Annotated in this window: 9 protein-coding genes; 5 read left to right on the forward strand and 4 right to left on the reverse strand. The window is 70.7% G+C overall.

The window, feature by feature from the left end; genetic code table 11:
• Positions 1 to 21: 21 nt before the first annotated feature.
• Positions 22 to 1,620: a pseudouridine synthase gene (locus tag ACWTPI_RS10965; RefSeq protein ID WP_454731676.1), complete on the forward strand. Its 1,599-nt coding sequence runs from the start codon at positions 22 to 24 to the stop codon at positions 1,618 to 1,620.
• Positions 1,621 to 1,665: 45 nt separating this feature from the next.
• On the opposite strand, the gene ACWTPI_RS10970 is transcribed toward ACWTPI_RS10965, so the two are convergent.
• Positions 1,666 to 2,739, reverse strand: a complete 1,074-nt coding sequence (locus tag ACWTPI_RS10970) for a LysR family transcriptional regulator (protein WP_454731677.1) — start codon at positions 2,737 to 2,739, stop codon at positions 1,666 to 1,668.
• A 439-nt stretch (positions 2,740 to 3,178) separates the two neighbouring features.
• Here ACWTPI_RS10970 and ACWTPI_RS10975 point away from each other — a divergent pair, with 439 nt between their 5' ends.
• Genes ACWTPI_RS10975 through ACWTPI_RS10985 form a run of 3 tightly spaced genes read left to right on the forward strand, consistent with a single transcriptional unit; the run spans position 3,179 to position 6,620 of the window.
• The gene (locus ACWTPI_RS10975) at positions 3,179 to 3,433 is read left to right on the forward strand and encodes a DUF485 domain-containing protein (RefSeq protein WP_454731678.1); all 255 of its coding nucleotides are present in this window, start codon (positions 3,179 to 3,181) and stop codon (positions 3,431 to 3,433) included.
• On the forward strand, positions 3,430 to 5,016 hold the full coding sequence (locus ACWTPI_RS10980) for a sodium:solute symporter family transporter (protein WP_043366978.1): 1,587 nt from the start codon (positions 3,430 to 3,432) through the stop codon (positions 5,014 to 5,016). The genes ACWTPI_RS10975 and ACWTPI_RS10980 overlap by 4 nt, the downstream gene beginning before the upstream one ends.
• Positions 5,017 to 5,069: 53 nt before the next feature.
• A complete protein-coding gene (locus ACWTPI_RS10985; protein WP_196812908.1) occupies positions 5,070 to 6,620 on the forward strand; it encodes a CoA transferase in 1,551 nt (516 codons plus the stop codon).
• 217 nt (positions 6,621 to 6,837) lie between these two features.
• On the opposite strand, the gene ACWTPI_RS10990 is transcribed toward ACWTPI_RS10985, so the two are convergent.
• Together ACWTPI_RS10990 and ACWTPI_RS10995 are read right to left on the reverse strand one after the other, a co-directional pair.
• Positions 6,838 to 7,896, reverse strand: a complete 1,059-nt coding sequence (locus ACWTPI_RS10990; protein ID WP_020204555.1) for a Bug family tripartite tricarboxylate transporter substrate binding protein — start codon at positions 7,894 to 7,896, stop codon at positions 6,838 to 6,840.
• A 128-nt stretch (positions 7,897 to 8,024) separates the two neighbouring features.
• Positions 8,025 to 9,185: a hypothetical protein gene (locus ACWTPI_RS10995; protein WP_454731679.1), complete on the reverse strand. Its 1,161-nt coding sequence runs from the start codon at positions 9,183 to 9,185 to the stop codon at positions 8,025 to 8,027.
• Positions 9,186 to 9,380: 195 nt separating this feature from the next.
• On the opposite strand from ACWTPI_RS10995, the gene ACWTPI_RS11000 reads away from it, so the two are divergent.
• The gene (locus tag ACWTPI_RS11000) at positions 9,381 to 10,328 is read left to right on the forward strand and encodes a LysR family transcriptional regulator (RefSeq protein ID WP_020204557.1); all 948 of its coding nucleotides are present in this window, start codon (positions 9,381 to 9,383) and stop codon (positions 10,326 to 10,328) included.
• 21 nt (positions 10,329 to 10,349) lie between these two features.
• On the opposite strand, the gene ACWTPI_RS11005 is transcribed toward ACWTPI_RS11000, so the two are convergent.
• Entirely contained in the window at positions 10,350 to 13,037 is a 2,688-nt protein-coding gene (locus tag ACWTPI_RS11005) for a tannase/feruloyl esterase family alpha/beta hydrolase (RefSeq protein ID WP_454731680.1), read from the reverse strand.
• Positions 13,038 to 13,251 lie beyond the last annotated feature (214 nt).

Consider the following 13,251-nt stretch of genomic DNA (forward strand, 5'->3'; position numbering starts at 1 on the left):
CGGACGCCCCGCATTGAAGATATGACCGATGACACTTCGCCCAAGCGCAAGACGCTGGGCATCAAGACCGCGCCCGCCGGCAACACCCGCAAGCCCACCCGGCCGGTGCGGGTGTCCGACCTGAACCGCCAGCGCGTGCGCGCCGTGGTCGACGGCATCAAGCAGGCCCAGGAGCGCGCCGGCGGCGCGCGCAGGAAACCCGAGGACGGCGCGCAGCGCCCCGCGCGCGGCCCGCGCACCGGCGACAGCCAGGACCGCCCGCGCCGCTTTGGTGGCGAAGGCGACAACCGCCAGCGCAACTTTGGCCCGCGCGAAGGCGACGACCGTCCGCGCCGCTTTGGCCCCGGCGAAGGCCAGGACCGCCCGCGCCGCTTCGGCGGCGAAGGCGACAATCGCCAGCGCGGCTTCGGCCCGCGCGAGGGCGACGACCGGCCGCGCCGCTTTGGCCCCGGCGAAGGCCAGGACCGCCCGCGCCGCTTCGGCGGCGAAGGCGACAACCGCCAGCGCGGCTTCGGCCCGCGCGAGGGCGACGACCGTCCGCGCCGTTTTGGTCCCGGCGAAGGCCAGGACCGGCCGCGCCGCTTCGGCGGCGAAGGCGACAACCGCCAGCGCAACTTTGGCCCGCGCGAGGGCGACGACCGGCCGCGCCGTTTTGCTCCGGGCGAAGGCCAGGACCGGCCGCGCCGTTTCGCCCCCGGCGAGAACAATGACCGCCCGCGCCGCCCGCACGACGGCGGCCAGCGCGACTACCGCGGCGGCCGGCCGGAACGCGCGCCGCAGACCGAGCGTCCGGTGCGCGCCGAGCGCCCCGCGCCCGCGCCGCAGGCGCCGCGCGCCGAAGACGGCGCCGACGGCTTGGTGCGGCTGTCCAAGCGCATGTCGGAACTGGGCCTGTGCTCGCGCCGCGAAGCCGACGAATGGATTCCGCGCGGCTGGGTGCTGGTCGACGGCCAGCCCGTGACCGAGCTCGGCTCGCGCGTCGGCCCGGACGCCAATATCGAGATCCACCAGGCCGCGCGCTCCGAGCAGGGCGAGCGCGTGACCGTGCTGCTGCACAAGCCGGTAGGCTATGTGTCGGGCCAGGCCGAGGACGGCTACGAGCCGGCCGCGGTGCTGTTCGCGCCCGAGAACCAGTGGGAGCAGGACCCCACCCGCAAGCGCTTCGCGCCGTGGCAGCGCAAGAGCCTGGCCCCCGCCGGCCGGCTCGACATCGACTCCACCGGCCTGCTGGTGCTGACCCAGGACGGCCGCGTGGCGCGCCACCTGATCGGCGAAGACTCCACCGTGGAGAAGGAATACCTGGTGCGCGTGCAGTGGGAATCGCCGCAGGGCCTGGTCGAGCGCAATATCTCGAACCTCTTCCCCGCCGAGCTGATCGAGAAGCTGCGCCACGGCCTGTCGCTCGACGGCGAGGCGCTCAAGCCGGCCAAGGTGAGCTGGCAGAACGAGGAGCAGCTGCGCTTCGTGCTGCGCGAAGGCAAGAAACGCCAGATCCGCCGCATGTGCGAGCAGGTCGGGCTCAAGGTGGTCGGCCTCAAGCGCGTGCGCATGGGCCGCATCGTGCTGGGCGACCTGCCGGTCGGCCAGTGGCGCTTCCTCGGCCCGTTCGAGAAGTTCTGAGCCGCGCGGCCTGAACCCGATGGCGGCGGCTGCCGGCGAGGCGGCTTATACGTATGCCGCCTGGTCCTGCGCCGCGCCGGCAACCGCATCGGCGCCACGCAGCGGGTATGCCGGCAGCAGGATGTCCGCCGGCGGACCTGCCGGCCTCGGGCCCCGGTCCTCGTCGGGCGCCAGCCCGAGGTCCGGAAAAGCGGGTTCGCCGGCCGCGCGGCACCCGGCGGAATCGGTCGCATCGGCAGCCTCGGTCGCATCGGCAGCCTCGGCGAAGCACGCCCGGAACAGCCGCATCGCGGTCGATTCATGAACGCTCTTGCGCCGGATGAACAGCGTCGGAGCCCTGGCGATCTCCGGGGCGATCTCATGCACCGCGAGCCGCTCCCTTAGCGACGATTTCTCGACCACGCTGAGGGGAAGGACCGTGATGCCGACATCGGCCCCCACGCATCCGAGTATCCCTTCCAGCGTTCCGAATTCAAGGCGCTGATAGCTCGGCCTGCCAAGCTGCGCGAGCAGTTGTTCGAGGCGCTGCCGATAGGAGCAGCCCATCCTGAACATGAGTGCCGTCAACGGGACCGACTCATCGTGAAGGTCGGATAAGCCGCGGCAGCGCCGCGACGTCACCAGCACCAGCTTCTCCTCGTAGGCCTGCTCCGCCGCCAGTAACGGGTGGTCGATCGGACCGGCGACGAAGGCGCCCTCTACTTCGTTGTCCAGCACCTTGCGGACCAGTTCGGCGGTCGGGCCGGTCCACACTTCGAGTTCCACGGCGGGACATTTCGCGTGATAGGCCGCCAGCACTTCGGGCAGGCGGACCGCCACGGTGGTTTCCATCGTGCCAATGGCCAGGCGTCCCCGCGCCTCGCCGTCGTCGCGCGCGGCCTTCGTCGCTTCCTGAAGCAACGCCACGGCGCGTGCCGCATACGGCAGGAGCCGCATGCCGGCACTGGTCAGCGCGACACCGCGGCTGTGCCGCTCGAACAGCGGCAGCCCCACCTCTTCCTCGAGACTCTTGACCCGGTTCGTGACGTTGGACTGAACCGTGTGCAGCTCCCTGGCCGCGCGCGTAATGCTCGCATGGCGCGCAACCGTGGCGAACGTGATCAGGTCGTTGACTTCCATGGTCCGGCATTCCTCAAACAGATTGCGAGGCTTCGAGCGAAGACTGTTTCGGAGATGGGAAGCAAACGGCATGCCAATTCTTTCTTCCAGGGCCGGCCGGCCCTTCGCCGTACAGGCTGCCGCGCGGATGGCCGAACGCCGCGCGACGCGCGGCTTCGCTTTTGGTGCGCAAGTGCCCGCAGCTGCCTTGACGCGCCCCATCTTGGTTCCTGCTTGCGCACGGTTGCGTGTCATCTCTTTGGCAGATCGCTTCCATCGAATTTAACCGTTTCTCCGAACCCCGGGACCTTGCCCATGATGTCGGTCAACGTCAGGTACGGAAGGACGGACCTGCCGGGCAACGGCATCGCGTGCCGCGAATGCCGGATTGCCTCCCGGGACCGGCGTTCCGGATCTGCGTTCCCGATCTAGCCACTGTTGTATCTATGGAGGTCTTCATATGGACAATCTTGCCGCGGCCGAGGCTGAGGAGCCCCTGGGTTTCAGCCTGTCATTGACGGCATTGCAGGTGCTCGTCTATTTCACCTTTCTCCTGACGAGTTGTTTTGCCGCGGATTCGCTGCGGGCGACCGTGCCCGGGACCGGCCTGCCCGCGTCGTTCGTCGCCGGGCTGCTGGTGATCGCCTGCGGCACCCTGCTGACGGTCATCTACGTCCGGCGCATCGATGCGAGCGCGAGCGGAGAGAAAAAATGAAAAAGCGAATACTCGCGATATTTCTCGCCGCCGCCGCGACCCGTGCCGTGGCAGCGCAATCCTCCTCCGTGGGCACGGCCAGCATCACTTCGCTCGCCCTGTTCGTGGCAGTCATTGCCATGACCCTTGGCATCACCTGGTGGGCGGCAAGGCAGACGAAGTCGGCCAGCGATTTCTATGCCGCCGGCGGCCGCATCTCCGGGTTCCAGAACGGGCTGGCCATCACCGGCGACGCGCTCTCCGCCGGCGCCTTGCTGGGCCTGACCGGCCTGGTTTTTTCCAGCGGCTTCGACGGCCTGGTCTACGCGATCGGCTACACCACCGGCTTGCCCATCGTGGTCTTCCTGATGGCCGGCAAGCTGCGCAAGCTCGGCAAATACACCTTCACCGATGTGGTCTGCGCCAGGCTCAGCGGCAATGCGGTACGGGTCTTCTCGGCCTGCGCCTCGCTGATCATCGTCGCCTTTTATCTCATCGCGCAGATGGTCGGCGCGGGGCAACTCGTGCAGTTGCTGTTCGGCATCGACTATACCTACGCCATCCTCCTGGTCGGCGTGCTGATGGTCATGTATGTCGTGTTCGGCGGAATGATGGCCACCACCTGGGTACAGATCGTCAAGGCCGTGCTGATGCTCAGCGTCGGCGTGATGATCTGCGTGCTCGTGATGTCCCGGTTCGGCTTCAGCATGAGCGAACTGTTGCAGAAGTCCGTCGCCGTGCATCCGGGCAAGGACGGCATCCTGATCCCGCAGGCCCTGGCGCGGGACCCCGTCTCCGGCCTCTCGCTGGGCATCGCGCTGATGCTGGGCACAGCGGGACTTCCGCATGTTCTCATGCGCTTCTTCACCGTGCCCGATGCCAGGGCGGCGCGCAGTTCGGTGTTGTGGGCCACCGTGTTCATGAACAGCTTCTACGCCATGATGTTCATCATCGGTTTCGGGGCACTGGCGCTGCTGCGCCAGCATCCTGAATATCTGGATGCGAAGGGTGCGCTGATCGGCGGGGGCAACACCGCAGCACTCCACCTGTCGCACCTGCTCGGGGGCGACATCATGTTCGGGGCGGTGTCGGCCATCGCCTTCGCCACGATTCTGGCCGTCGTCGCCGGGCTCACGCTTTCCGGCGCCTGCGCGATCAGCCACGACATCTACGGCGCGCTGTTCAGGAAGCCGGGCTCCGACTCGCCGGACGAGATCCGGATCGTGCGGGTGGCAAGCGTCGTGCTCGGCGCGCTGGCGATCCTGCTCGGCATCGCTTTCCGCAACCAGAACGTGGCCTACATGATCAGTCTCGCGTTCTCGATTGCGTGCTCTTCGACATTCCCGGTGCTGATCCTGGCCATCTACTGGAAGAAGATGACCTCGGCCGGCGCAGTCGTGGGCGGCGGTATCGGCCTGGCGTCGTCGCTGCTGCTCACCATCCTCGGGCCGTCCGTGTGGGTGAAGGTATTGGGCCACGCGCAGCCGGCCTTTCCCATCGACCCGCCGGCACTGATCACCGTACCGCTTGCCTTCGCGGCATGCGTCATCGCTTCCCTGGCGACGCAGCGTCCGGTGCGGCAACGGCTTGAAGCCGCGGCCTGAAGCGCCCGCCGCCGGCAGGCTTCCGAACCCGCCATCCTTCCTGCGCAGGAAGGATGGCCGACAGCCATCGACTGCATCGGGACCAGCCCTGCCTGGACGTGCATGACGGCTCGAACCGCAAACTGAAAAAAGAAGGAACACACAGCATGAGCAATGCAGACATCGACAGCGGAAACGGGCGCACGGGCGCCTTCGCGGAACTCATGGCCATTCGCGCCGGACAACCGCTGACACAAGGGGAGGTGACGATCACCGGAGAAGATCCGCTGTTCCAGTCCCCGTTCCGCATCGGCGCAACGTCCGCCGACGTCCTGGCGGCCCGCGCGGTGGCCGCCAACGACCTGTGGGAACTCCGGACCGGCCGGCGCCAGTCCATCGGCGTGGACGTGCGGGCCGCCGCCGCAACCTCGCTGGCCGGGGGCGACATGACGCTCAGGCGCGATGCGCAAGGCCGCTATCAGCCGATACCCTCGTCGCCGGAACTCAGGCACATGATCTCGCTCACGCAACCCTGGCGCGCCGCCGATGGCCGCTGGGTCTTGCCGCACACCAACCTGCCCCATCTGGAGCGGCGCGTGCTGGACGTGCTGGACTGCGAGAGCACCCCGGCGTCGGTCGCCGCGGGCGTGGGCCGCTGGAACTCGGACGAACTGGAGGACGCCATCGCGCGAGCGCTGGCTTGCGCCGGCAAGATCCGCACGCCGCAGGAATGGCTGGCACACCCGCACGGGGCCTACCTGGCATCGCGCCCGGTCGTGGAGATCACCAAGCTGGCGGACGGCGCCCCGCAGCCGCTGCCGGCCGGCAGCCAGCCGGCCTCGGGCATCCGGGTGCTGGACCTGACGCGCATCCTGGCCGGCCCGACGGCCGGCCTCGGCATGGCCGAGCACGGCGCCGACGTGCTGATGGTCACGGCGCCATCGCTGCCCCAGGTGCCGGCCTTCGTGCGCGACACCAGCCACGGCAAGCGCAGTTGCTTCCTCGACTTCGACCGCGCCGACGAGGCCCGGCGGCTGCGGGAACTGGTGCGGGAAGCCGACGTTTTCATCGACGGTTATCGGCCGCGCCGGCTCGAAGCCCACGGCTTCGGCGTCGACGAACTGGCGCGGCTGCGTCCCGGACTCGTGCACGTCAGCGTCAACTGCTACGGCTCCGGCGGCCCGTTTGCCGACCGCGCGGGCTGGGACCAGGTGGCCCAGGCAGTGACCGGCATCTGCCACACCCAGGGCATCGCCACCGGGGCCGGGCAGCCCAGGCTGACACCGGTCTTCATGTGCGACTTCCTCACCGGCTTCCTCGGCACGTTCGGCGCGATGATCGCGCTGGCGCGCCGTGCCCGGGAAGGCGGAACCTATCGGGTGCAGGTGTCGCTGTGCCAGTCCGCCATGCTGTTGCAACGGCAGGGACTCCTGCAGCATTTCGACCATGCGCCGGGCCGCCTGTCGCGCGAGGAATTCGAAGCGCTCTCGGTATGCGACGACAGTACCTGCTGGGGCGATCTGAAGAGCCTGGGGCCGGTGATCCGCATGTCCGAAACCCCGCCCCGCTGGTTCGGCACGACGCCCCGGCTCGGCGGCGACAAGGCGCAATGGCTTGCGCGCTGATGCCCGGCGCCCGCCACGGCCCGCGGGATCGGCATAAGAAGTCGTTTCAAGAAAAGATCCTGGCGTCGTTGCGTGGCACGGCAAGTACTGCCTGTACTGCCGCGCGCACCGCTGCGCAGGCGGATCGCGATGCGATCCGAGTTCCCTGCTCCGCCCCAGCCAGGACCGCTTCATCTTGAAACGCCCCCCCGGAACCGGACGGGCCGTCAACGCATCTTCAGCCCAGCCGCGCGCCGACCAGCGCCACGGCCTGCTGCCACACCTCGCGCTGCCCGGCCAGGTAGTCCTGCGCGGCCATGCCGGTCAGCGCGACCGGCTCGGCGCCATCCGCGTGCAGGCGCTCGTGCAGCGCGGGCGCCGCCAGCACGCGGCCGAGCCGCTCGACCAGCGCCGTGCGCTGCGGCGCCGTCCAGCTGGACGGCGCCAGCACGCCATACCAGGCCTGCTGCGCCATGCCGGCAATGCCGAACTCCCCGAACGTCGCCACCTGCGGCGCCAGCGCGCTGCGCCGCGTGCCGGTCACGGCCAGCGCGCGCAGCCGGCCCTGGCGCATCAGCGGCAGCGAGGCCTGCAGCGTGCTGACCAGCACCGGCACGTAGCCGCCCTGCAGGTCGGTCATGGCGCGGGCGCTGCCCGGATACGGGATGTGCGTCATCTGCACGCCCGCCTGGCGGCACAGCAGTTCGCCGACCAGGTGCGCGCTCGAGCCGATGCCGAGCGAGGCGTAGCCGATCTCGCCGGGGTGCCTGCGCGCGTCCTCCAGCAAGGCGGGCAGGTGCATGGCCGGCGCCGAGGCCGAGGACAGCAGCACGTGCGGGGTGCTGGCGATGATGGCCAGCGGCATCAAGGACAGTGGCTGGGCCTGCGCCAGCAGCGGCGCGATGCTGACCGAGCCCACCGTGCCGAGCAGCAGCGTGGGCCGCGCGGCGCTCGCGCGGGCCGCCTCGTGCAGCGCGATCTGCCCGGCCGCGCCGGGACGGTTCTCCACCACGGTGAGGCTGCCGTCCTGGCTGAGGGCGTCGGCCACCAGCCGCGCCACGTGGTCGGCGCCGCCGCCGGCGCCATAGCCGACCAGCAGCCGGCAAGCCGGCTCGGCGGCATGGGCGGGAGCGCGGTACAGGCCCAGCGCGGCGGCCGCCGACAGGCCGGCCAGCGCGCCAAGCTGGCGCCGCCGCGCGGCGTCGGCCGGCGGCAGCGAGGCGGGAAACGGGGAAAAGCGGGACGGGCAGGTGCGCGGCGGCGGATCGCCAGCGCCCGGGCCCCAGGAGAAAGGCATGACGGCGACGGAAAAGTGCGGCCGGCACCGGACATCGGGACGGCACGAGGCGTCATGCTAGCACCGCGCGGCCGTCCTGGCCGCCCGGGCAAACCCGGCGGCCAGAAAATCAGGCGGCCGGAGACGCGCTACAGCCGCGGCGCGCGGCAGGCCGCGCCCCCGGCATTGGCCGACTCCGCCAGCCCGAACACGGCCCTGGCCCCGCACTGCGAGCCGAGCATGCGGCTCTGGTTGTGGCCCACGCCGATCACCTCGAACGCCTGGTGATGCGCCGGCGCCGCCGGGCCGCCCGGCCTCGCGCCCAGCCAGGCTTCGTAGCGCAGGTAGCCGCGCGCGCGCGCCAGGCGCGTCGGCCCCTCGGCCTCGGCGCCGCAGGCCTTGTCGAGCACGCGGTGGTTGGGATCGTTGTCGTCCGCGCCGACCAGGTAAGTCACCTGGCGCTGCCGGTAGCGGCGGAACAGTGCGTCGCCGGTGGCGCCCTGCGCGTAGGGCACGATGTCGCGCATGCCGTAGCGGTATTTGTCGTAGTCCGCGCAGACGGCGGTGTCATACGGCGCGAAGCCGCTGCCGCTCGGGCGCTCGGGCGTGAAATAGAGATACGACGACGGGTTGGCCACCACGTAGCGCAGGTCGATGCCAGACGCGCGGATGCGCTCGTCGACATTGTTGAGCACCGCGTAGCGGTGCACCAGCTGGCCGCCGCCCGAGTGCCCGGCCACCGTGACGCGCGTCACGGCGGGCAGGCGAGACTTGTCCGTGACCAGCCCGACGAGGTCGTCCAGCACCTGCAGCGAACTGACCGGGACCGGCCCGCCGACGGCATTCTCGCCGCTCATCCAGCCCTGCACGCTCCACACCGGCATGTTGCCGAAGCCCTTGTCGCGGTCGGGCGTGCCGGGGAAGTTGGGCGCCAGCAGCAGCACTTCGTCGGGGTTGCGCCCGGTCTGCCTGAGCAGCGCCGCGCCGGCCACGAAATAATCGTCGCCGTTGCGCTGCAAGCCGTGCTGCACGAAGACGACCTCGCGGATGCGGCGCAGGTCGCCGTCCAGCGCATGGTTGGCGTAGACCGGGAAATCGTAGGCCCGCGCCCCGCTGCCGAGCCGCACGCGCTGCCAGTGCACGGCGGCCGCGGCGGCCTTGTCGACCGGGCCCTCGGTCTCTTCCACGTCCGCTGCCGCGGATGCCGCGGAGGCCACGGTGGCGCCGCCCGGCCCGGGCGCGGCGCAGCCGAACTGGGCGGCGGCGGCCAGCAGGCCCAATGCGCACAGCGCGCGACGCAATCTCTTCATGTCCTGTCTCCCGATGCAGCGGCGCACGGGCGCCCGCTTTCCGACCTTTCCGCCGCTTTCCGTCCTTGCGGACCTTTGTTCGCAAAAGCGCACCGAATCATGCTAAGCCGGCCGCCACCGAATGTAAAATATATGCTTTCTCGCTACGGCATATTTCATGAATATGTCATGGCGCAAGAACCACCGGACCCGGCAATGGAACTGAGACACCTCCGCTATTTCCTCACGGTGGCCGAAACCGGCCACATCACGCGCGCCGCGGAGCAGCTCGGCATCCAGCAGCCGCCGCTGTCGCAGCAGCTCAAGGCGCTGGAAACCGAGCTGGGCGTGATCCTGTTCGAGCGCCAGCCGCGCGGCGTGGCGCTGACCGCCGCCGGCCGCGCGCTGCGCGCCGACGTGCTCGACATCTTCGCGCGCCTGGAGCAGGCCCGCCAGCGCATGCAGCGCATGGCGCGCGGCGAGGAAGGCTCGCTCTCGGTCGGCTTCACCAGCTCGGCCGCCGCCCACAAGCTCACGCCCGAGGTGCTGCGCGCCTGCCGCCGCCAGCACCCCGGCATCGCGCTCAAGCTGGGCGAGAGCAATGCCGCCGAAGTCACCGAGCAGCTGGCCTCGGGCAACCTGGACGTGGCGCTGCTGCGCGCGCCGGTGGAACGGCCCGCCGGGCTGCGCTTCGATCTGCTGCTGGAAGAAGAAATGGTGATCGCGCTGCCGCTGGATCATCCGCTGCTGCGCCAGCGCGGCGCGGCGGCGCAGGGGCCGGTCTCGCTGCGCGCGCTGGCCGGCGACGATTTCATCCTGGTGCGCCGGCCCGGCGCGCCGGGCATGTACGGCGACCTGCTCAACGTGTGCGAGCAGCTCGGCTTCACGCCGCGCATCGGCGTGGAGGTCGAGCGCATGCTGAGCAACCTCAATCTGGTGGCGGCCGGCGCCGGCGTGAGCGTGGTGCCGGCCTCGATGGCCGGCCTCAACCCGCACGGCGTGGCCTACCTGCCGATGCAGGAAACCGACCGCCTGCGCGCCCCGCTCACGCTGGTCTACCGCGAGAACGACGACAATCCCGCCTGCGCCGCGCTGGTCGCGCTGACCCACCGCACCGCGGCGCGCTACCGCCGCCGCGGCAAGCCGGCCGCGGGCGCCGCCTGAAGCCCGCGGCGCGCGCCCGGCTCAGTACAGCAAGCCCAGCTCGAAACTGCCGGTGCCGGTGCCGGACAGCACCCCGCCGCTCACCGTGTACGCCCCGCTCACCGCGCCGGCCGCGCCGATCACGCCCAGCACCGGCTGGTTGTAGGTCAGCGTGCCGCTGGCGCTGCCGCGCGTGATGGCCAGGCCCGCGAGGTCGGCGTTGAGCTGCGTGCCGTCGCTCACGCTGACGCGGTAGGCGCCGTCCGCGGCGCCCGCGGCCAGCGGCAGCGTGGCCGGCTGCGGCGCGTAGAAGTGCATGCCGTAGGCCGTGGCCGAGCGCGTCAGCACCAGCGGCACCGGCTTGCCGTTGACCATGCCGCTGATCAGCGAGCCGCTCAGCGTGCCGCCGCCCGCGGTGGGCGAGCCGCCGACGAAGTAGTCGAAGGCATTGCGCGCGCTGTTCCAGGCGATATAGCCCTTGGTGGTCGCGGTGCAGCCCGCGTCGTAGGTGATGAAGCCGCCGGTGACGGGGTCCGCGCAGGTCTGCCACGTCGCCGCCGACGAGCGCAGCCGCGCCGAGCCGTTCACCACGCTGGCCGCGCCGCCCGCCACCGCGTACTGGATGCCGTTGACGTTGTAGATGTCGGCCACCGCCTTGTAGTCGCTGCTGACGTTCTCGAAGGCCAGCAGCGGCGCGAAGCCCGCGCCGGTGGCGTTGGCCACGCCGCCCAGCATCACGCCGCCGCCGGTCAGCGTGAACAAGGCCCCGTTCTCGCCGCTGGAGAAGGTGCAGCCGCCCTGCGCCACCAGCGTGCCGCTGCGCGCGGTGCCGCCGGCGCGCTGCAGGCTGGCGTCGATGGTCACGGTGTAGTTCAGCGTGGCCGGGTCCAGGCGCACCGTCAGTTCCTCGCCGAGCATGTTGCCGCCCTTGTAGCTGGTCGCGGCCGCAGGCAGGTTCAGGCACGACTGCGGCGGCCCGCTGCTGCCGGCGCAACTGTAGTTGATGGCGGCGTCGAGGCTGCCCGAGCCCTTGTACTTGGGCCACGAGGGGTACTGGCACAGCGGCCGCGCGCGGCCATAGGTCTGCGCGTTGGTGTCCATCACCGTGCGGGTGCCCGGCGCCACGCCCTGCTCCACCCAGTTCTCCAGCGCGGTCAGCGAGTTCCACGCCGGCAGGAAGCTGCCGGTGCCGTGGCCCATGCCGGGCACGGTGTAGAAGCGCATGCCCTGGTCCACCGCGGCCTGCCCCACGCGCCCGGTCACGGCCTGGAACCACGCGATGGTGGAGTTGGGGCTGATCACCTCGTCGGCCAGGCCGTGCAGCAGGATCAGCCGGCCGCCGTGGCCGAGGAAGCCGGACAGGTCCGGGTTGGTGGCGTCGGTCAGCGCCGAGACCTGCTGCACGCGCGCGGTGTAGGCGCCCGGGCTGGCGGGGTCGAAGGTGAGCGAGTCGAAGCTGGCCACGCGCGTGACGAAATACTTCACCCACTGGTCGCCGGTCAGGTAGACGTTGGCGTCCGCCGTGGTGGCCGGATTGCCCGGCACCGCCCGCGTGCCGAGGTCGCGCGTGGTGAACGGCCCCGCCACCAGCGCGCCTTCGAGCAGGTTGTAGCCGCCCGCCACGGTGACGCCGTTGGCGATCGGGTAGCTCAACTGCAGCGGGTTCTCGATGGTCTTGACGGTGTCGATCTGCGCATCGGACAGACAGGTGTCGCCGGCATCGGTGCCGCCCGGGCAGCGCAGGCCGGCCAGCACCTGCATGGCGCCCACGCGGCAGCCTTCCACGTTGCTGACCACCTGGTCGGCCGCGCCGTCGAGCCGGTCGCAGGCGGCCATCGCCGCGCTCTGCACCAGCAGCGTCTTGTTGATGTTGAGCCAGCCGGCGCCGCCGTTGAGGTAGAGCGCGCGGCCCACCGCCACGTTCGACAGGCGCGTGCCGGTGTAGTTGAGCGCCGGCTCGTTGGCGATCACGCCGTCGTAGTCGGCCGGCCAGCGCTGGATGTAGCTCAGCGCGTCGCGCCCGCCGGTGGAGGTGCCGAGGAAATACGCGCGGTCCGGCGCGCGGCCGTAACGCTGCCTGAGCAGCGCGAGCGCGGCGTCGTGGGTCTTCTTGAGGGTGTCGCCGCCGTAGTTGGCCAGCGCCTCGTCATTGGCGGCGAAGGTGCCGTCGGTGATGCTGCCGCTCTGGTGGCCGGAATCGTCGCCCCAGGTGGCGTAGCCGCGCGCCAGCGGCGCCGGGTCGTCCGGCAGCGCGAAGCGCACGGTCTCGGTGCCGTCGATCAGCTTGCCGTCGAAGCCGCCGCCGCCGAACTGGATGGCCTTGCCGTTCCAGGCCGTGGGCAGGTTGAGCGCGAAGTTGATGCTGGGCGCGCTGGCGTCCACGGGCCGGATCTGGCCGCGCACCGCGCAGTACTCGCCCAGCGTGTTGCCGGCGGCATCGGCGGCGATCAGCGTGGCCGAGGCCACCTGCACGCCGCCATTGGACAGCGCCAGCGCGGAAGCCGGCAGCGTGGCGCTGGCCAGCGCCGTGCAGGCATCCTGCGGCGACAGCGAGGGCGAGCCGGGATCCACCGGCGTGGCAGGCGAGCCGTTGCCCGCCGTGCCGCCCGGCACGGCCGGGCCGGCGCTGGCGGCATCGTCCCCGCCGCAGCCGCCGAGCAGCAGGCTGGCCGACAGCGCGGCAGCCAATACCGGCCACGCCAATGCGCGGCCGCAACGAACGGTCTTCATCTTGTCTCCTCCTAGGCTCCCGGTTGAAATGGCCCGGGATGTGGAGCGAGACGGTAGCACCGCGCGGGGCGCAGGTAAAATATATGGAAAATTGCATTTCCATATTCAACAGATATGGAAATGCGGCGGGGCCTGGCTTTTCGCGGTCTCCGGGGCGAGAAACGGAGCCGACGGTTTTTCCGGCACGGCGGCATTCGCAAGCGCCCGCCCTCTC

It is taken from the genome of Cupriavidus ulmosensis, assembly GCF_977008105.1.

Coding starts and splice junctions, on each gene's coding strand:
- ACWTPI_RS10965 (WP_454731676.1), top strand. CDS start 22: ATGACCGATGACACTTCGCCCAAGCGCAAGACGCTGGGCATCAAGACC.
- ACWTPI_RS10970 (WP_454731677.1), bottom strand. CDS start 2,739: ATGGAAGTCAACGACCTGATCACGTTCGCCACGGTTGCGCGCCATGCG.
- ACWTPI_RS10975 (WP_454731678.1), top strand. CDS start 3,179: ATGGACAATCTTGCCGCGGCCGAGGCTGAGGAGCCCCTGGGTTTCAGC.
- ACWTPI_RS10980 (WP_043366978.1), top strand. CDS start 3,430: ATGAAAAAGCGAATACTCGCGATATTTCTCGCCGCCGCCGCGACCCGT.
- ACWTPI_RS10985 (WP_196812908.1), top strand. CDS start 5,070: ATGGCCGACAGCCATCGACTGCATCGGGACCAGCCCTGCCTGGACGTG.
- ACWTPI_RS10990 (WP_020204555.1), bottom strand. CDS start 7,896: ATGCCTTTCTCCTGGGGCCCGGGCGCTGGCGATCCGCCGCCGCGCACC.
- ACWTPI_RS10995 (WP_454731679.1), bottom strand. CDS start 9,185: ATGAAGAGATTGCGTCGCGCGCTGTGCGCATTGGGCCTGCTGGCCGCC.
- ACWTPI_RS11000 (WP_020204557.1), top strand. CDS start 9,381: ATGGAACTGAGACACCTCCGCTATTTCCTCACGGTGGCCGAAACCGGC.
- ACWTPI_RS11005 (WP_454731680.1), bottom strand. CDS start 13,037: ATGAAGACCGTTCGTTGCGGCCGCGCATTGGCGTGGCCGGTATTGGCT.